The sequence below is a fragment of the Paraburkholderia sp. genome, assembly GCF_036488505.1.
Taxonomy (GTDB): domain Bacteria; phylum Pseudomonadota; class Gammaproteobacteria; order Burkholderiales; family Burkholderiaceae; genus Paraburkholderia.
Map to the genome: position 1 here is coordinate 1 of NZ_DASXHN010000527.1, position 19,555 is coordinate 19,555.

Annotated in this window: 16 protein-coding genes; 10 read left to right on the plus strand and 6 right to left on the minus strand. The window is 61.9% G+C overall.

Annotated features, from left to right (window positions below):
- On the plus strand, positions 1–448 hold a 448-nt coding region (locus tag VGH68_RS29830), incomplete at its 5' end, for a YncE family protein (protein WP_414697011.1).
- A gap of 69 nt (positions 449–517) precedes the next feature.
- Complete coding sequence (locus tag VGH68_RS29835) at positions 518–1,525, plus strand: sterol desaturase family protein (protein ID WP_331607342.1); 1,008 nt, start codon at positions 518–520, stop codon at positions 1,523–1,525.
- A gap of 117 nt (positions 1,526–1,642) precedes the next feature.
- On the opposite strand, the gene VGH68_RS29840 is transcribed toward VGH68_RS29835, so the two are convergent.
- The 3 genes from VGH68_RS29840 to VGH68_RS29850 form a co-directional block, all read right to left on the minus strand.
- Positions 1,643–3,811 (minus strand): malate synthase G, encoded by a 2,169-nt coding sequence (locus tag VGH68_RS29840; protein WP_331607343.1) that lies wholly within the window; start codon positions 3,809–3,811, stop codon positions 1,643–1,645.
- A 32-nt stretch (positions 3,812–3,843) separates the two neighbouring features.
- Positions 3,844–4,248 carry a heme-binding protein gene (locus VGH68_RS29845; RefSeq protein WP_331607344.1) on the minus strand — a complete coding sequence of 135 codons (405 nt, stop codon included), beginning with the start codon at positions 4,246–4,248 and terminating at the stop codon, positions 3,844–3,846.
- An 86-nt stretch (positions 4,249–4,334) separates the two neighbouring features.
- On the minus strand, positions 4,335–5,273 hold the full coding sequence (locus VGH68_RS29850; RefSeq protein ID WP_331607345.1) for an SMP-30/gluconolactonase/LRE family protein: 939 nt from the start codon (positions 5,271–5,273) through the stop codon (positions 4,335–4,337).
- A 236-nt stretch (positions 5,274–5,509) separates the two neighbouring features.
- On the opposite strand from VGH68_RS29850, the gene VGH68_RS29855 reads away from it, so the two are divergent.
- The 4 genes from VGH68_RS29855 to VGH68_RS29870 all read left to right on the plus strand — a co-directional run bounded on the left by VGH68_RS29855 (position 5,510) and on the right by VGH68_RS29870 (position 11,109).
- The gene (locus VGH68_RS29855) at positions 5,510–7,057 is read left to right on the plus strand and encodes an altronate dehydratase family protein (protein ID WP_331607346.1); all 1,548 of its coding nucleotides are present in this window, start codon (positions 5,510–5,512) and stop codon (positions 7,055–7,057) included.
- Between the two features lie 180 nt (positions 7,058–7,237).
- The gene (locus VGH68_RS29860; protein WP_331607347.1) at positions 7,238–8,464 is read left to right on the plus strand and encodes an MFS transporter; all 1,227 of its coding nucleotides are present in this window, start codon (positions 7,238–7,240) and stop codon (positions 8,462–8,464) included.
- Positions 8,465–8,533: 69 nt separating this feature from the next.
- Positions 8,534–9,826, plus strand: a complete 1,293-nt coding sequence (locus VGH68_RS29865; RefSeq protein WP_331607348.1) for an MFS transporter — start codon at positions 8,534–8,536, stop codon at positions 9,824–9,826.
- 119 nt (positions 9,827–9,945) lie between these two features.
- Positions 9,946–11,109, plus strand: a complete 1,164-nt coding sequence (locus VGH68_RS29870) for a mandelate racemase/muconate lactonizing enzyme family protein (RefSeq protein ID WP_331607350.1) — start codon at positions 9,946–9,948, stop codon at positions 11,107–11,109.
- Between the two features lie 69 nt (positions 11,110–11,178).
- Here the strand turns inward: VGH68_RS29870 and VGH68_RS29875 are convergent, their stop codons facing one another.
- Entirely contained in the window at positions 11,179–12,108 is a 930-nt protein-coding gene (locus tag VGH68_RS29875; protein WP_331607351.1) for a dihydrodipicolinate synthase family protein, read from the minus strand.
- 41 nt (positions 12,109–12,149) lie between these two features.
- Positions 12,150–13,148 carry a D-glycerate dehydrogenase gene (locus tag VGH68_RS29880; protein ID WP_331607352.1) on the minus strand — a complete coding sequence of 333 codons (999 nt, stop codon included), beginning with the start codon at positions 13,146–13,148 and terminating at the stop codon, positions 12,150–12,152.
- A 146-nt stretch (positions 13,149–13,294) separates the two neighbouring features.
- Between VGH68_RS29880 and VGH68_RS29885 the strand changes: the two genes are divergently transcribed.
- From VGH68_RS29885 to VGH68_RS29895, 3 genes are read left to right on the plus strand one after another with little or no spacing between them, the layout of a single operon-like run.
- Positions 13,295–15,034: an IlvD/Edd family dehydratase gene (locus VGH68_RS29885; RefSeq protein WP_331607353.1), complete on the plus strand. Its 1,740-nt coding sequence runs from the start codon at positions 13,295–13,297 to the stop codon at positions 15,032–15,034.
- 51 nt (positions 15,035–15,085) lie between these two features.
- Positions 15,086–15,829, plus strand: a complete 744-nt coding sequence (locus VGH68_RS29890; RefSeq protein ID WP_331607354.1) for a GntR family transcriptional regulator — start codon at positions 15,086–15,088, stop codon at positions 15,827–15,829.
- A 31-nt stretch (positions 15,830–15,860) separates the two neighbouring features.
- A complete protein-coding gene (locus tag VGH68_RS29895) occupies positions 15,861–16,667 on the plus strand; it encodes an NAD(P)-dependent oxidoreductase (RefSeq protein ID WP_331607355.1) in 807 nt (268 codons plus the stop codon).
- Between the two features lie 977 nt (positions 16,668–17,644).
- Here VGH68_RS29895 and VGH68_RS29900 read toward each other — a convergent pair.
- The gene (locus VGH68_RS29900) at positions 17,645–18,001 is read right to left on the minus strand and encodes a response regulator (RefSeq protein WP_331607356.1); all 357 of its coding nucleotides are present in this window, start codon (positions 17,999–18,001) and stop codon (positions 17,645–17,647) included.
- A gap of 798 nt (positions 18,002–18,799) precedes the next feature.
- Between VGH68_RS29900 and VGH68_RS29905 the strand changes: the two genes are divergently transcribed.
- On the plus strand, positions 18,800–19,480 hold the full coding sequence (locus VGH68_RS29905; protein ID WP_331607357.1) for a response regulator transcription factor: 681 nt from the start codon (positions 18,800–18,802) through the stop codon (positions 19,478–19,480).
- Positions 19,481–19,555: the final 75 nt, after the last annotated feature.

Genomic DNA, 19,555 nt, shown 5'->3' on the forward strand with positions numbered 1-19,555 from the left:
GGGCAATCAGCCCGCGGGTTTGTGGATGGTTCCTGGCGAACACTATCTGCTGGTCGGTATGACCGGCGAAGACGACGTCACGGTGGTGGACTGGCACAAGCAGCAGATCGTCAAGAAGATCCACACGGGCCGTGGCGCCCACAATTTCCGCAACCTAGACGACGGCAAGCATGTGGTGGTCTCCAATCGCGTCGACAGCACCATCAGCATCATCGACTTCACAACGCTCACCAATGTCGGCGATATCACCGGCCTGATGCCTGGGCCCGACGACATGGAACTATCTGCCGACAAGCGCTATCTATGGGTGGGATTCCGTTTTGCGAGGCATGTGGGAGTCATCGATCTGACCACTCGCAAGCTGATCGACACGATTGCGGTAGGCCGCTCGCCGCACGGCATCTATTTTTACAACCGTGCGCCGGTCGTGTCGCCCAATCCGGACTAAGGTCGCCGAGTCGTCTCGAACTTGCCATTGCGCAAGCAGTCGCAGAACTGGCAGAACATGAGGATTCTGATGTTTCATCAAATAGTCGCGCAACTCGACAACCTGGTGTCCGCGCTGCAGACGCTGTTATATGTCGATGTGGTGCAGCCGTTTTTCTATCGCTTCGGCTTGATGGGCTACGACGAAGATACCTACGACGCACTGTATTGGGTCATCATCGGCGTGCTGGAAATCGTCGTCACGTATGTCGCGTTAAGGCCGCTCGAAGCGCTGCGCCCCGTCGAGCCGTGGCAGGATCGCAAGGCGCTGCGCGCCGACGTGGTCTACACATGGATCGTCAAGCTCGGCATCATCAATATCGCATTCTTCGTGATGCTGCAGCCGCTATTCGATCACTGGCAGAGTCTGATCGCGATCTACCGCATACCGAACATCGACATCGACAGTCTCTGGCCGGGCGTGACGGATCAGCCAGTGGTGTCGTTCCTGATCTACCTGGTCGTGCTCGATTTCGCCGGCTACTGGTATCACCGCTGGCAGCATCGTTTCGGGGTTTGGTGGGAACTGCATGCGGTGCATCACAGCCAGCAGCAGATGTCGCTGTGGGCCGATGACCGCAACCACTTTCTCGACGACATCATGCAGGTCGCGTTCTTCGCTGCGATCTCGCTGTTTATCGGCGTGCAGCCGAACCAGTTCGTGGTGCTGGTCGCAGTCAGCAACTTCATGCAGAGCATCCAGCACGTCAATGCACGGCTGCCATATGGCTGGCTGCTCGAGCGCATCATTGTCAGCCCGAGCTTTCACCGCCGTCATCATGCGGTGGGCTACGGCCACGAAGGCACCGCTTACGGTTGCAATTTCGGCGTGCTGTTTCCATGGTGGGACATGCTGTTGGGCACCGCTTCATGGAACCCAGCGGTCGAGCCGACCGGCATCCGCGACCAACTACCCGTGCCCGATGGTGCAGCCCGTTTGTATGGCAACGGGGTGATCGCGCAACAGTGGTACGCGTTGGGCAGAATTGCAAAGCGTTTGCGCGGGCAAAGGCATTACGCGGAAAGTGTCGCGGAGTGAGTGCAGCTGGCGGTTCCAGTTCAAATAATGGCCGAGCGCGGGCTGTCGCTGGCCGGCGACGATCGCCGCCAGCGACGCATGGGGAGCCGGCTCCCGGTCGCGACCGGGAATGTGCGCCTACGACTTCGCGCCGAGTCGGAACTTGTGCAGCAATGGCTCGGTATACCCTGCAGGTTGCGTCCGCCCTTCAAAAACCAGCGCCTTCGCCGCCTTGAACGCGAGCGATGTTTCCAGGTGACCGGTCATTGGCTGGTAATGCGGGTCGTCGGCGTTCTGCGCATCGACCACCTTCGCCATGCGCTCGAACGTTTCGTTCACCAGCGCTTCCGACACCACGCCGTGACGCAGCCAGTTCGCAATGTGCTGGCTCGAAATGCGCAGCGTCGCGCGGTCTTCCATCAGACCAATATCGTGAATATCGGGCACCTTCGAGCATCCGACGCCCTGATCGATCCAGCGCACCACGTAACCCAGAATCCCTTGTGCGTTGTTCTCTATTTCCTCGCGGATTGCCTGATCCGACCACTGCGCTTTTTCGACTACCGGAATGGTCAGCAAGCCGTTGAGCAATTCATCGCGTACGCTGTCGTAGCCGGTTTTCTCCAACTCTCGCTGCACGGCTTGGACATCGACTTGATGGTAGTGCAGCGCGTGCAGCGTCGCGGCTGTCGGCGACGGCACCCAGGCCGTGTTGGCGCCCGCTCGCGGATGCGCGATCTTTTGTTCGAGCATCGCGTGCATCAGGTCGGGCATCGCCCACATGCCCTTGCCGATCTGCGCGCGTCCTCGCAGTCCCGAGCTGAGGCCGGCCAGCACGTTATTGCGCTCGTAAGCCGCGATCCATGCCGACGATTTCATATCGCCCTTGCGCATCATCGGACCGGCTTCCATCGCGCTGTGCATCTCGTCGCCGGTGCGATCCAGAAAGCCCGTATTGATGAACGCCACGCGCGCCGCGGCCGCCGCGATACAGGCCTGCAGATTGACGCTGGTGCGGCGTTCTTCGTCCATGATGCCCATCTTGATGGTATGGCGCGGCAGCCCTAGCAGATCTTCGACGCGGCCGAACAGCTCATTGGCGAACGCGACTTCGGCCGGGCCGTGCATCTTCGGTTTGACGATGTAGATCGATCCAGTTCGCGAATTGAACCTGTTTTGTAGATCATGCATCGCGCCCAGCGATGTCATCACGGCATCCAGAATGCCTTCGGGAATCTCGTGACCGTCGCGATCGACGATGGCCGGATTCGTCATCAAATGCCCGACGTTGCGGATGAACAGCAACGAGCGGCCATGCAGCGTCACCGTAGAGCCGTCCGGCGCGGTGTATTTGCGATCGGCATTCAGGCGACGCGTGAAGGTCTTGCCGTTCTTGGTGACTTGCTCGGTCAGATCGCCTTTCGCGAGGCCAGTCCAGTTACGGTAGAGCTGAACCTTGTCGGCGGCATCGACGGCGGCCACCGAGTCTTCACAATCGATAATCGTCGACACAGCCGCTTCCATCAGCACGTCTTTCACGCGTGCCGGGTCGAGCTTGCCGATCGGATCCGTTGCGTCGATCTGGATCTCGAAGTGCAGGCCGTGATGCTTGAGCAGGACCGCGGAAGGGGAGCCCGCGTCGCCCTGAAAGCCGATGAACTGCGCGGCAACCTGCAATGGCGACGAGCCCTGCTGGAGCGTGACGGCGAGCTTGCCGCCCTCCACGCGATACGCGATGGCGTCGACGTGCGAGCCGTTGGCGAGTGGCGCCGCTTCATCGAGGAATGCGCGGGCGCGGGCGACCACGCGTGCACCGCGGATCGGGTTGAAGCGAGCGGTGCGCTCCGCGCCGTCCGTTTCGGGGATCGCGTCGGTGCCGTATAGCGCATCGTACAGGCTGCCCCAGCGCGCATTCGCGGCGTTGAGCGCGTAGCGCTGATTTGAAAGCGGTACGACCAGTTGCGGGCCGGCTTGCCCGGCGATTTCGGTGTCGACGTTCTCGGTCGTCGCCTGCACGGTTGCGCTCGCCGGCACGATGTAGCCGATGCTTTCAAGAAAGGCGCGGTACGCTTTCAGATCGCGCACTGGCCCGGGATTTGCCCGGTGCCATTGGTCCAGCTCCGCTTGCAGGCGATCGCGTTCTGCGAGCAGCGCGCGGTTTTTCGGGGCGAGGTCGTGGACGAGGGCATCGAAGCCTTTCCAGAAGGCTTCGCTGTCGATGCCGGTCCCACTCAACGCTTCATCGTCGACGAATTTGCTCAGGACAGCCGCGACCCGCAGACCATTGCGCTCAATCATTTCACCCATCATTTGCTCCAACAATTTCGTGTATCGATCAATCAGCCGTTGAGGCTGTTTGCTGCGGTTCTGGCCACTTGCGAATCCTGGTCCGGCTTGACACCGGACACGCCCACCGCGCCCACCACGTGCCCGCCGGCCATGACCGGCACGCCGCCTTCCAGCGTGCCGGCTAGCGGTGCGCTCAGGAACGCGGTCCGCCCGCCATTGATCATGTCTTCGTACTGTTTCGATTCACGTCGGCCGAGCGCTGAGGTGCGCGCCTTTTCGGTCGCGATGTAAGCGCTTATTGGCGCACAGCCGTCGAGACGGAGCAGGGCCAGCAAATGACCGCCGTCATCCACCACCGCGATCGTGACGGCCCACTGGTTTTTCTCGGCTTCCGTGCGCGCGGCTTCGAGGAGTTTCGTCGCTTCTACAACGGTCAATACGGGTTTGCTTTGCATGTCAGGTTGATCAAGTCAGTGTTTGGAAGTGAAGTGTCGCCCCCGGTGCATGCCGGTGGCTCGAATACGTTTCGTGGCGAACCGGCTCACCCACCCAGGGCGCCCTGCGTGTTGACGTGGACCGCGTAAATGGACTGCGACGACGCCATGAACAGCCGGTTGCGCGCGCGTCCGCCAAAACACAAATTCGCGCAGCGCTCCGGCAGCGCGATTCGGCCAATCATTTTCCCTTGCGGCGAAATGACCATGACGCCGTCGAGTTCGTCGTTGCCCATCCCCCAGCCGCACCACAAGTTGCCGTCGATGTCCGCGCGCATTCCGTCGATCGTGCCGGCTCCCGCGTCGTGGAACACGCGTCCTTTGCCGATTTCGCGGCCGTCCGCAGAGATTTCATAAACATGAATCATCCGGTTCGGCACCCCGCGTGATTCGATGATGTAGAGCAGTTTCTCGTCGGGCGAAAAGCACAGGCCGTTCGGCCCTTTCAGGTCGCGCGTGACGATGGACGCTTCGCCCGTCGCACCGTCGATCCGATACACGGAGTGCGGAAGTTCCTGCTCCGCCTTGATTCCCTCGTAGTGCCCGGCAATACCCATCGGCGGATCAGTGAACCAGATGGAGCCGTCCGACTTCACGACCAGATCATTGGGGGAATTAAGCGGCTTGCCTTCGAAGGAATCGAGAAGGACGGTGATGCTGCCGTCGTATTCGGTGCGGGTAACGCGGCGGCCGTGCTCGCACGTAACGAGCCGCCCCTGCCTGTCGCGCGTGTTGCCGTTCGCGTAGTTCGAAGGTTTGCGGAACACGCTGACCACGCCCGTTTCTTCCTCCCATTTGAGCATCCGGTTGTTCGGAATGTCGCTCCACAGCAGGTAGCGCCCATCGCCGAACCATACCGGACCTTCGGTCCACCGGTAGCCGGTAGCCAGCCGCTCGACAGCCGAAAAGGCCACGCGATATTTATCGAAGGAAGGGTCCAGCGAAATCACCCGGGGGTCCGGGTATCGCTCAGCTTGTTGCCACATCTCAATCTCCTGTTCGGGTGCCCGGCATGTCCGCGTACGCGGCGGCAGGACCGGTAGTATATAGGCAAACGAGTAAGCGCTTTCTCTTGAATTGCAAATGGAAGTGCCATAAGATGCGCGGAGCGCACGAAATTCGCGTGACGGCGCCTCGGCGGACGTGGCTATGTGAGAAAGCGATTACTCGGTGTATCCCTTTTTTGAACGCCCGGCGCAAATTTTTGGAAGGGCAATGCCTGATGACTGAGATGACCAACAAGAACGTGACCGGGCCGGTGATCCGGTTGCATCCCGCTGACAACGTCGTGATCGCGCGCATCGACGTCGCAATCGGTACGGCGGTACCGGCAGAAGGTTTTGTGTGCCGCAGCCAGGTGGCCGCAGGTTATAAGATCGCGGCGGCGCCCATCCAGAAAGGCGAGCCGGTTCGCAAATACAACGTCGTGATCGGTTTCGCGGCGACCGATATAGCGCCCGGCACGATGGTTCATAGCCATAACGTCGAGTTCCGGGAGTTCGACCGGGACTACGCATTCGGCGCCGATTACCGGCCCGTCGAGATGGTGCCCGAAGCCAGTCGCGCCACGTTCCAGGGCATCGTGCGAGATAACGGCGAGGTTGCGACGCGCAACTACATCGGCGTGCTGTCGACAGTCAATTGTTCGGCCACGGTTGCGCACAAGATCGCCGAATGGTTCACGCCGGAACGACTGGCGGACTACCCGAACGTGGACGGCGTGGTTGCATTCACGCACTCGATCGGGTGCGGCATGGAAATGAGCGGTGAACCGATGGCGCTGCTGCGCCGAACCATGGCGGGTTATGCGCGCCATCCCAATCTCGCTGCGGCGCTGATCGTCGGACTCGGATGCGAGCGTAACCAGCTGGCGGGATTGATGGATCAGGAAGGCCTGAAGCCCGATGCCCGGCTGCACACGTTCATCATGCAGGAAAACGGCGGCACGCGCCGGACCATCGAGGCCGGCGTGGCTGCGGTCCGGGCGCTGCTGCCCGATGCCAATCGCGTGAAGCGCACGACAGTTGCCGCGAGCCACCTGAAAATCGGTCTGCAATGCGGCGGCTCGGACGGCTTTTCGTCGATCACCGCCAATCCTTCGCTTGGCGCGGCGATGGACTTGCTGGTCCGTCATGGCGGCACCGCCATCCTCTCCGAAACACCCGAAATCTACGGCGTCGAACATACGCTTACGCGGCGTGCTGTGAGCCGCGAAGTCGGTGAAAAACTGATTGAGCGGATCCGCTGGTGGAAAGACGAGTATTCGGTCGGCCGGGACGTTCAGATCAATGGGCAGGTCAGCCCCGGCAATCAGGTGGGCGGACTGGCGAACATTTTCGAAAAGTCGATCGGGTCGGCGATGAAGGGCGGTACCGGCCCGCTGATGCAAGTGTATCGATACGCCGAACGGGTGGCGCAGCCCGGGCTCGTATTCATGGACACGCCCGGTTTCGACCCGGTCTCCGCGACCGGGCAGATTGCCGGCGGCGCCAATCTCATTGCCTTTACCACAGGGCGCGGTTCGATGTTCGGCGCCAAGCCCGTGCCATCGCTGAAGCTCGCCACCAACACGCCGATGTATACCCGTCTGAGCGAAGACATGGATCTGAACTGCGGCGGCATCCTGGATGGGGTTGCGTCGATTCAGAGCACGGGCCAGAAGATCTTCGACGCTATTCTTGCCGCCGCGTCGGGCGAGCGCACAAAAAGCGAAATGCTCGGGCTCGGCGACCACGAATTCGTGCCGTGGCAGATCGGCATCATGAGCTGAGTCGTTTGTGACTCAGCGTATCGCGACGGCGACCGGCCATTGATACCCATAAGAAAGCCGCCGCCCTGTAACCAGTCGAATCAATAGCGGAGACAGCCGTTGACTACCCAGATCCCGGCAATACCCATACCTGACAGCGGGGCGAGCGACTCCATTTACACGCGAGTGACCTGGCGCTTCATGCCCTTGCTGTTCGTCTGCTACGTGGTGGCATACCTGGATCGGGTCAACGTGGGCTTCGCCAAGCTTCAGATGCTCGGCGATCTGAACTTTAGCGAAGCGATGTACGGCTTCGGCGCCGGCATCTTCTTCATCGGGTATTTCTTCTTCGAGGTGCCGAGCAACCTGCTGCTGCACCGGCTCGGCGCACGCCGCTGGATCGCCCGGATCATGCTCACATGGGCCGTGCTGTCGGCCGCGACCGCGTGGGTCACGACACCCACCATGTTCTACGTACTGCGTTTCTTTCTGGGCGTGGCCGAAGCGGGCTTTTTCCCGGGGCTGGTGCTGTATCTCACGTACTGGTTTCCGTCGCACCGGCGCGGCAAGATGATCGCTTTCCTGATGGCGGGCAACCCGGTGGCGGGCATCGTTGGCGGCCCGATTTCCGGCTTCATCATGCAGCGCATGGGAGGGAACGCGTCGCTGGCTGGCTGGCAGTGGCTGTTCATTCTCGAAGCTGTCCCCGCGCTGATCCTGGCAGCCGTTATTTTCTGGTTTCTCGACGACCGCGTGAAGGACGCAAAGTGGCTGCCGATTGAAGACCGCGAGTTCATTGCATCGGAAATCGATGCGGAGGCACGCACCAAAAGCCATGGTTCCGTGCGGCAGGTCTTCACGTCGCTGAAAGTGTGGACGCTGTGCACGATTCTCTTCGGTATCGTGATGGGCTCTTATGCGGTTGGCTTCTGGCAGCCCACCATCATCAAAAGTTCTGGAATCACGGACCCCTTCACCATCGGCCTGCTCACCGTCGTACCGTATCTTGCCGCGCTGATTCTGATGATCCTGGTCGGCCGCCACGCGGACCGCACGCGCGAACGCCGCTGGCACGTCGTGTTGCCGCAATGTATGGCGGCTGTGGGTTTCGTGACATGCGCCTACGCGGGCAACAACACGTACATAGCGTTGCTTGGTTTGACGCTGGCCGCGTCGGGCGTGATTACGGCGTTACCGATGTTCTGGGCGTTGCCCACGTCTTTTCTCGGCGGCACCGGCGCGGCCGCCGGCATTGCATTGATCAATTCGACCGGCAATCTCGCCGGGTTCGTCAGCCCCGCGCTGGTGGGATGGCTAAAGACGGTCACGCATTCGCTTGATTCGAGTCTGTTTCTGATTGCAGGCTCGCTGATCATCTCCGCGTGTCTCATTCTGACGCGGCTGCCCGCCACGCTTGTCAACAAGTAGTACGCCCCAGCACCCGACACCAGAGCCAGATAACAACAGTCGGTATCCTCACATGGAAACAGAGACAACATGAAAACCGGGAAGTATCGCTACATTGTCGCCTTGCTGCTGTTTATCGCGGGCGCGATCAATTACATGGACCGCGCGGCGCTCGGCGTCGTCGCGCCTGTCCTCAACAAGGAGCTCAATCTTTCACCGTCGGAACTCGGCGTGGTATTCAGCAGTTTTTTCTTCGGCTATTCCATCTTCGCATTCGTCGGTGGCCAGCTGGCTGACAAGTACGGCCCGCGCCGGGTGTTTTCCTGGGCGATGGGAACGTGGTCCGTTCTGTGCGGCCTGACTGCCGCCGCGACCGGCTTCGGCACGCTGCTGGTCTTCCGGGCGCTGTTCGGCTTTGGCGAAGGTCCGATGAATTCGACGACCAACCGGACCATCACCAACTGGTTTCCCCGCCAGGAAACCGCAACCATGGTCGGCTTCACGTTCTCCGGCCAGACGGTAGGCAGCGCAATCGCTGGGCCGGTGGTGGGACTGATTGCCATTGCTTATGGCTGGCGCACGTCGTTTGTCATCATCGCGGCGCTCGGGCTGGCGTGGATCGTCGCCTGGCGTATGTTCGCGACCGATAAGCCGGCGCAAAGCGCGCGGGTTGGCGAGGCCGAACGCGAGATGATCGAAGCGAGCCGTAGCGCGGCGCATCCGGCAGAAGCCGGCGACGAGACTACGCCGCTGCGCAGCTACCTGTTTCGCCCGGCCACGCTCGCGCTTGGCGTTGGGCTGTTTGCGGTGAACTACACGCTGTTCGTGTTCATCTCGTGGATGCCGAGCTATTTCACCAATGCGCTGCATCTCGACATGCAGCACATGAGCATTCTGAGCGCAGTGCCCTGGGCATGCGGCGGCATCGGATACTTCGGCGGAGGCCTCGTCGCCGACGCGTATTTCAAGCGCGCGAGCAACAAACTGCTGGCGCGCAAGGTGTCGGCGATCGTGCCGCTCGCGCTGTCGGGCGTCGCCCTGTTGGGCGTCAGCATGGTCGATTCCGTGACGCCCGCGGTAGTGCTCGTCGCGTTTGCCGTGCTGTTCCTGACGGCTTCGTCGCAAGCGTGCTGGGCCATCATGCATGAGCTCGTGCCGGGCCGGCATCTTGGCGGCGTAAGCGGCTTCGTTCACCTGATGAGCAACATTTCGGGCATCGTCGGTCCGACCATGATGGGTTTGGCGGTCCAGTACCTTGGCGGCTACAGCAGCGGCTTCATGCTCGGCGCCGCGGTCGATCTGGTCGGCGTGTTGGCCATGCTGCTGGTCATCGGGCGGCGCCCGGCAGGCGCGCCGGTCGAGACGCACACCACGCCTGCATAACGACTCGCGCAGCACGCAAGCGTCAGGGCGGCACGGCGGCTCGGCCCGCAGCGACCGGGCGCGTTGCCGACGCGCCGTCCCGTGAGCATCGTCATCTTTTTTCGAGACCATCCACCGCTATGCAACACGTGATCGTTGGACCTGAACAAGCCGGCTACGACGCGCGTGCGCGGATCGTTTCGGTGGAGGCGCGCACCATCCGCGTGCCGCTCGACCGCCATACGGCATTTTCGACCCGCCTCGTGACCGCCCGCGACTACACCGTCGTGCGGGTCAGGACAGCCGATGACCACTATGGCATCGGCTTTTGCTATAGCGGCAACCGCGCCGGCATGCTGGTCACCTATGCGGTGCGCGAATTGTTCGCGCCGCTATTGCGCGGGCGCTCCGCGCTCGATGTCGAAGGCTCGTGGTGCGCCATGTACGACGAGTCATTGCTGCAAGGTCGTGCCGGCTCGGTCATGCGGGCGCTGTCCATTCTCGACATCGCGTTGTGGGACCGCAACGCACGCGCTACCGGCTTGCCGTTGAGCCGGTATCTCGGCGGCACATGTAGCGCCGTGCCGGCCTACGCCAGCGGCGGTTACTACCTCGAAGGCAAGACGCCTGAGCATCTCGGCGAGGAGATGGCGGCATACGTGGCACTCGGCTTTCGCGCCGTGAAGATGAAGGTGGGGCGGCTCGATCCGCGCAGCGAGCAAGCGCGGGTCCGGGCGGCACGAGAAGCGATCGGCGACGACGTGCTGCTGATGCTCGATGCCAACAACGCGTGGTCCGACGTTCCGACCGCGCTCGAATACATGCGCCGGTACGAGCCATTCAATCCGTACTGGATCGAAGAGCCGTTCGGTCCGGATGACATCGAAAACCATGCGCAACTGAGTCGGCGCACGCCGGTGACCGTGGCGACCGGTGAGATAGAAGCGGGGCGCTGGCGGCATCAGGCGCTGCTCGACAAGCGCGCGGCCATGATCCTTCAGTCGGACGCGGCGGTATGCGGCGGGATCAGCGAATGGCGACGGATTGCGGCGTCGGCCGCGGCCGTGGGTGTGACGATGTGCCCGCACTGGTTCCACGATCTGCATGTGCATCTGGTGGCGTCGACGCCCAACGCGCGCTACGTCGAATTTTTTCCTGACGATCAGGTGCTGAATTTCCGTCGGCTAGTGGATACGCAACTGTCGTTCGCAGACGGCAAGCTGAGCGTGCCGACGCGTCCTGGTTTGGGTTTCGACTTCGATGAAGCCGCGCTGAACGAATACGCGCTCGACGATTGGGCCTGAAGCCGAAGTAACGAATAGCTGGGAAGACCGCCGGTTGCGCATGCAACCGGCGGGTGGGTTTGCAGCACATCAGGCGGTGGCTTTGACCCCCGGCATCGAGAAGCCGATTTCGCGCAATGCGGCGGCGAGCGCACCGCACTGCGCTGGCGTCAGATCGACGAGAGGAGGACGGACGACGCCCCAGTCCGGGTCGTTCGAATACACGCCGATCGCGGCCTTCAGCGCGGGGATCATCGGGAACCGGGCGAACACCGCACGCGTGGCATCGAGCGCGGCCTGACGGGCATCGGCGTCGGCCGATTGCCAATCACGATACAACTGCACGATCGCCGCCGGATTGACGTTGCCGGTCGCCGTGATACAGCCGACGCCACCCGCACGCATGGTGGCCAGCAAAAAGGTTTCACTGCCGGCGAACACATCGAAGCCATGCGGCTGGAAGCGCTCGAGCATGGCCTGAGTGTTGCTCCAGTCGCCCGAACTGTCCTTCACGCCGGCGATTACGCCGGGGAAAGCAGCGAGCAGCCGTTCGATCAGCGCCAGGCTGAGCGGCACCTGGGACACGGGCGGGATGTGATACAGATAAATGCGCAGCGCGTCCGAACCCACGCGCTCGATGATCTGCGCATAGCTGCGGAACAGGCCTTCGTCGGTGACGCCTTTGTAGTAGAACGGCGGGAGCATCAGCACATTGTTCACCCCGAGCGAAAGCGCATGGCGTGTCAGCTCGACCGAGTCGGTGAGTGCGGAGCAGCCGGTGCCCGGCATCAGGCGATCGAGCGGAATGCCTGCGCCAACCAACGTTTCGAGCAGTTTCATTTTCTCGCTGACCGCCAGCGAATTCGCTTCCGAGTTGGTGCCGAAAACAGCGAGTCCGACGTCCTGTTCGATCAGCCATCGGCAATGACGGACATAACGCTCGTGATCGGGAAGAAGGTCTCGTGTGAACGGCGTGACCACGGGCGAGTAGACGCCGCGGGGCCGGTTGACTGAGGTCATCGCGTGTTCCTTTTGATTGAGGTGACAGTGTTTCGCGCCATTCAGCCGGCGATCTGTTGCGCAGACGAGCGGGCGTGAAGCGCTTCAGGATTGACACAGGTCGACGACAGCTTGCCGTCGAGTGCATCGATGAGATTGCGCACCGCGCGCATGGCCATGTTCTCGCGCGTCTGTCGCGTAGCGGAACCGATATGCGGCACCGCTACCACGTTCGGTAGCTGAAGCAGTGGCGAGTCCGGCGCCACCGGTTCGCGTTCGAACACGTCGAGACCCGCGCCGAGAATGCGGCCTTCGCGCAGATGCGCGATGAGGGCTGCCTCGTCGACGATCTGTCCGCGAGCGCAGTTGATGAGAATGGCCGAGGGCTTCATGGCCGAGAGTTCGGCGCTGCCGATCAGGCGGTCGGTGGCGGGCGATAGCGGTACCAGTACGCAGACGAAATCCGCACTCGCGAGCAGTTCGGGAAGCGGGCGCCATTGCGCGCCGTAGCGTTCCTCCGCTTCGGGGTTGCGCGAGCGGTTGGAATAGATCACGTCCATGCCGAAGCCGAGCGCGGCACGCTTGGCCACCGCGCTGCCGATGCGGCCAAGCCCGACGATTCCGAGCGTTTTGTGATGCACGTCGACCCCGAATTGCGCGTCGCCGATAGTACGCGTCCACTGGCCGCGCCGGGTCCAGTCGGCAAGTTCGGAGATCCGCCGGGCGGTCGCGAGAATCAAACTGAACACGAGGTCGGCGGTGGTTTCCGTGACTTCTTCCGGCGTGTTGGTCAGAACGATGCCGCGGCGCGACAGTTCGGCGACATCGAAAGCATCGAAGCCCGCCGAAATGGTGGACGCAACCTGTAGCAAAGGCGCTGCATCGAGGATCTCGGGCGTTATCTTGAGATTTTTGCCGACCATTCCATCAGCCGTGCCCAGCGCGCGTTTGAACGGCGCGAGATCGCCGGAGGATACGTCGACCACTTCGACGCAACAGTGCGCACGAAGTAGCCCCAGCACGGCAGGAGGCAACGAACGATAGGCCACGACATGCTTCATGAAGACCTCGGGGAATGCGGTTGGACAGAGCGGGATAGGCGGCATCGAGCGCGACCCAAAAGAATCGCTTGCGGACAGACTATAAGTATCGGTAACATCGCCGTCAAGATTATTGATAATTTCATCGAAGATTTCTGGGAGCAGCAATGAGCGACAAGAAAAGCGGCTTGCGGCAGGGCCTGACCAACTACGGCGACGAAGGTTTCTCGCTTTTTCTGCGCAAGGCGTTCATCAAGGGGGCGGGCTATACCGACGACGCGCTAACGCGTCCGATCGTCGCCATCGCCAACACGGGCAGCGCCTACAACCCGTGCCATGGCAACGCGCCGCAATTGATCGAGGCGGTCAAGCGCGGCGTGATGCTGGCCGGCGGGCTGCCTGTCGAATTTCCGACGATTTCGATTGCCGAGAGCTTTTCGCATCCGACCAGCATGTACCTGCGCAACCTGATGTCGATGGACACGGAGGAGATGATCCGCGCCCAGCCAATGGATGCAGTGGTGCTGATCGGTGGCTGCGACAAAACCGTCCCGGCCCAGTTGATGGGTGCGGCGGCGGCGGGCGTTCCGGCCATTCAACTGGTGACGGGTGCGATGCTTACGGGCTCGCATCGCGGTGAACGGGTGGGCGCATGCACGGACTGCCGTCGTTTCTGGGCGAGTTTCCGCGGCGACCAGATCGACGAAGCCGAGATCGAAGCGGTCAACAATCAGCTCGTGGCAACAGTCGGAACCTGCTCGGTGATGGGAACCGCAAGCACGATGGCTTGCATCGCGGAAGCGTTGGGCATCATGCTGCCGGGCGGTGCGTCGGCGCCTGCCGTGACCGCCGATCGCGTGCGCATTGCCGAGCGCACCGGCGCGCAGGCCGTGGCGATGATCGGTCAGGACCTGAGCCCGGCGAAAATCCTGACGCCCAAGGCGATCGAAAACGCGTTGCGGGTGCTGCTGGCAATCGGCGGCTCGACCAACGGCATCATTCACCTCACGGCGATCGCGGGCCGGCTCGGGATTCAGATCGATCTTCAGCAGCTCGACCGGATGGCGCGTGAAACGCCGGTGCTCGTCGATTTGAAGCCGTCCGGGCAGCACTACATGGAAGACCTGCATCGCGCCGGAGGGTTGACCACGGTGATGCGCGAGATCAGAGGGCTGCTGCATCTGGATGCGCTGACCGTGACTGGTCGTACGCTCGGCGAGGAGCTGGACGCCGCGCCGGCAAGCTTCGCGCAAGAAGTCGTGCGCCCGTTTGACCGCCCGATCTTTCCGCAAGGCGGTATTGCAGTGCTGCGTGGCAACCTCGCGCCGGGCGGCGCGATCATCAAGCAGTCAGCGGCAAGCGCCAGCCTGATGGAGCACGAAGGGCGAGCCGTTGTTTTCGAGGACGCGGAGGACCTGGCTCGCCGCATCGACGATCCGGAACTCGACGTGGACGCGCAGGACGTCCTCGTGCTCAAGCGGATCGGTCCGGTCGGCGCCCCCGGCATGCCGGAAGCGGGCTACATTCCGATTCCGCGCAAGCTCGGCCGCCTGGGCGTGAAGGACATGGTGCGCATTTCCGATGGCCGCATGAGCGGAACGGCTTCGGGCACAGTGGTCTTGCACGTTACACCCGAGGCGGCGATCGGCGGCCCTCTCGCGATCGTGCAGACTGGCGACCGGATTCGCCTGAGCGTGACAGAGCGGTCGATCGAACTTGCCCTCAGTGACGACGAAATTGCAGCCCGTCTCGCCGCGTTGCCGGCGCGCCAGGTTGATCCCGAAGAGCGTGGTTATCGCAAGCTCTTCCTGACGACGATCACTCAGGCCGACCAAGGCTGCGACTTCGACTTTCTGCAAGCGGCCCGGATGACCGCAACCGTTCCCGGCAACGGAAACAGCGATTAACCCGATATTTTCGTATAGGCTCGCGGCTTGGATCATTTTGCGGACCCTTTTATGAACGACGCTGCCACGCCCAAACGCTCCAATGCACGCACTGCGAAGACGGTCGAACGCGACCGCAATGTCGACGAGACACTGCGCAACGTCGCTGACGAGCTCGAGGAACAGATCGTCCTGGGCGTCCTGCATCCGCGCGAACGGCTGGTGGAAGACGATCTGTGCGAGCGCTTCAACCTGAAACGGCACGTCGCACGTCAAGTGCTGACAGAGGTGGAGCGGCGCGGCCTGGTGGAGCGCCGCAAGAATGTCGGCGCGGTGGTCAAGTCGTTTACGCCACGCGAAGTAACCGAACTGTATGCGCTGCGCGAATTGCTGGAAGCAGACGCGGCGAGGCGAATCGTTTTTCCGGTCAGTAGCGAGGCACTCGATGGGTTGACGGCGATTCAGGCAGAGCACGACGACGCAGCGATCGCGGGCGATCTGCGGCGCGTGTTCCGCGCGAACATGGCGTTTCACCGTGCGTTCTTTGCGTTGTCGGAAAGCCAGGTTCTCACCGAAGCGATCCGCGAGTATGAACGCCGCACGCATGCGATCCGTTCTGTCTCCATCGTGTTTCCCCAGTATCTCGAGAAGGCGCGCGCCGACCACCGCCAGATGATCGAGGCGCTGCGCACCGGCGACCGCGAATCGCTGATCAGATTATGCCGGGAGCACCTGGTGCCATCGCGCGATGCTTATCTGGAAGCGCACCATCGCCGCTCGGCCGGCTACGCCGTACAGAAGGGCGTCACCGATTAACCGTATTTGCCCAATCACATAGAGGGTGTCAATGACTCGAGTACTGATCACCGGCGCGGCCGGTCACATTGGACGCGTGCTGCGCGCCGGTTTCCAGGGGCACTATGCACTGCGCCTCGCCGATATTGCGCCGCAGGCGCCGGCGCAGGCAGGGGAGGAAATCGTGACCGCGGACATCACGCGGCTCGAAGATCTGCTGCCCGCCATGGAGGGTGTCGACGTCGTTGTGCATCTTGCCGGCATTCCTGACGAGGACCGCTGGGAGCGCATCCGCGATATGAACATCGAGGGTTGCTACAACGTGTTCGAAGCGGCGCGGCAAGCGGGCGTGAAGCGGGTGGTGTTCGCGAGTTCGAACCATGCGGTGGGGTTTCATCGTCGCGACCGGATGATCGACAACAGCGTCGAGCCGCGCCCGGATAGCCGCTACGGCATCTCGAAGGTGTTCGGCGAGGCGCTTGGCCGGATGTACGCCGACAAGCACGGCATGTCGGTCGCGTGCATCCGCATCGGCTCGTTCCGCCCGGACGACCGGCCAACCGCACCCCGCCACCTCTTCACATGGATCAGCCATCGGGACATGGTCCAGGTGGCGCGCCGCTGTATCGACTATCCGGACTTTCACTTCGCGGTCGTGTATGGCGTTTCCAATAACGCGCGCAATCGCTGGGATAACGCCAACGTGCGCTATCTCGGGTTCGTGCCGGAAGACGATGCCGAACTGTACGCGGCCGAGATCGCCGCAATGGGAAAGGCGGAAGACGCGCGTGAAGCGCTGTTTCATGGCGGCTTCGGCTGCCTGGTCGAATTCGATGGTGATCCGCTGCGGATCGAATGAATACGGCGACCAATGAACTTCGGCGCGACGGGCGGCTTCACCCTGATGGCCTGCTCGCGCCGGGTCCGCACTAGTGGTTCAGACAGAAGCAGGCGCTCGCAGCTTCGGCAGGCGACAGACCAGTGTGGAAGTAAGCCCGCAGTCGCCGGACGGTCGCATCGTCAGGTTCCCATGGCTCGCGAATAAAGCCCTCTGCGACGGCTTGCGCGTATACGGCGTTTGCCCACGCGCATAGACCGAGTGCGAATGAAAAAGGCAGCGCTATCTGATCGGGCTGAATGAACATCAGAACCTCCACAAGGTCGAAAATCGGCGTGCCTGAATCACGCAGATACGGATAACGGTCGCGGATAGATACGACATTTCCTCGTTTCAATGGTTTCGACGCGCCGTGCTCTTGATCATCGCCACAAGTACGGTCGCCACGACGGCGAGGAAGCTGGACATGTAGACAAGCACGATGGTCATCATCGTCTGCTCCTCCTTCGCGTATGCCGCAATTGCGACGGCCGCCACCGGCTGCCGAGATGGGCCACGATTGCCCAGAAGGTGTACGGCACAAGCCGCGACTCGAACGGCGGCAATCGATCGTCGAGAAACCCCCTCCAGGTCGCGTCCTCATTGAGGGAACTGTGATCAAAAGGACTGACCGGCTCAGGTGCATCAGTTGCGCATTGGCCTTGAGAACAATGTACAGGTGCGACGCACAGCAAACCATTCTACGAACGGTTCAAACGCCGGCGCATGTGGATAGGCATCTCATACTCGCGTATAACTCGCGCAGTTGCCGCAGGCGACCCAATGCGTCGTTCGTAATAAAGTTCTCGTTCAAGCGGCAAGCTCCGCCGACATGAAACCATGCGGGCAGATGTCGTCGGACGGTGAGGGGAAATGACACTGAGACGGCCAGCATCGTGCGGCGCGGCATGACGGCGGTGTTGCGCAGAAGCGGCGACGCTATCGCAACTCCAGCAACGCTATCGCGAATCCAGCAACAGATTGAGCAGTTGCTCGACAATGCCGGCATCAACGGGCTTCGCGAACAAAGGGGGCGCACCTCTGGCCTGGATTTCGGCCTCAAGGGCAGCAGTCGGGAACCCGGTGACGAAAATTATCGGAATTGCGTAACCGAGGGCGAGCAGGCGGTCGTGCATCTCGATTCCGGACAAGCCGGGCATGCGTATATCCGAAATGACGCATGACGTTTGGTCGATCAGCCCCGACTGCAGAAACTCTTGCGCCGACGCAAACACGGTTGCCTGCCATCCTAGCGAACGAACCAGACTCGCGGCCGCCATCCGGCAACCCTCGTCGTCGTCGACGATGGAAATCATTTGAAAGGACACAAGCGACGGGCCTCGGCACACTGGAAGCGGAGCTTGCCGCACGCAACGGTGTGGCACGCGACTCAAATCGATCGTAGCTTGCAAACGACCACACGGAAATAATACGAATGTATAAGCTGTCCGCGAGGCTGGCGCCGCTCTGCCGTTCATCACGCGCCGCCGCGAATCCAATGGAAGGCGAAGCTGGAAGCTGCCCCCGTGCCCGGCAGTGTTGGTCGCCCACACCTGTCCTCCGTGCGTGGGCTTCGGTGCATCGAACAGCAGAACGACACGCTCTGCCCATGCCGCCGGCCCTGTTGCGGAGGGCGTTTGCGCAGCACCGGCATTTCATCAGTCAAACGGCGTGCGCAGTAGAGGGCCGAGCCTGCAGTCAGGCAAACACGCCTAATCGTCTGACAGTTCGCGATGGTCATTGATCTCTGTTGTCGGCCAGCAATCAGGGCCGACACCTGACGTTCCGTCGCGCTGTTGAACGGGGCGCGGGCCGAAGAATAGGGCCAGTCGAAGTCGTAAGGTTGCGACTCGCAACGGCCTACAATGACTTTACCCGGTTGCCGATCAGATCCGCGAGCGTTGGCAAGTCGATGCGCACGACGGAAGTGACCATTCGGCGCGACTGTCGAGTGGTAAGCGGTCGATGAATACAGGGCAAACTCGGGATTTCGTGCCGGCCAACGAATCCTTGCCGCAAGCTGTCGGGGATCCGGCGACGCGCGCAATAGTGGCGGCGTAAGATTGCGGCAGGCAAGCGGGGGACGACCGCATTGCGCTTCGCGAGGTGCCCAAATGATTGCTAGACCGACCAGACCAGTGACGCATGAACCTGGAGCAACTGACGGTTCCGTCATCTACATTGTCGATGATGACGGGGGAATGCGGCGCGCCCTTGACCTGCTTCTGCGCTCCGTGGGCCTACGCGTCGAAACCTTCGAGTCCCCGGACGAATTTCTCCGGTTTCCTCACTCAACGGGGCCGAGCTGCCTCATTCTGGACGTGCGGCTCCGCGGAAGAAGCGGCATGGCTTTTCATCAGCAAATCGTTAATAGCGGCATGCAGATTCCCGTCGTATTCATGACCGGTCATGGAGACATCGAGATGGGGGTGAGGGCAATGAAGGCTGGCGCGCTCGATTTCCTTGCCAAGCCGTTTAAAGACCAGGACATGCTCGACGCAGTTGCCCAGGCTCTGGCCAAAGACAGCGAGCGGCTCGCGGCAGAAGCTGCGCTCACCGGGCTGCGGGCTTTGTACGAGTCTCTATCGCCGCGCGAGAAAGAGGTGATGAGCTTTGTCTTGTCTGGTCTGCTGAACAAGCAGATTGCCTCTGAGATGAACCTGAGCGAGATCACGGTCAAGGTCCATCGTGGACAGGTGATGCGAAAAATGAATGCGCGCTCGATGCCGGACCTCGTCCGCAAGGCGGAATCGCTCGGCGTCAAGCCCTGCCTGCCGGAAGACCGCCGTCGGTGAGCGGTCACAAGGCCAGGCCGGCGTTCATTTCCCGATGGCCGCGCTGATTGCCCAGGTTGTGCCGCTCGGCAGGAG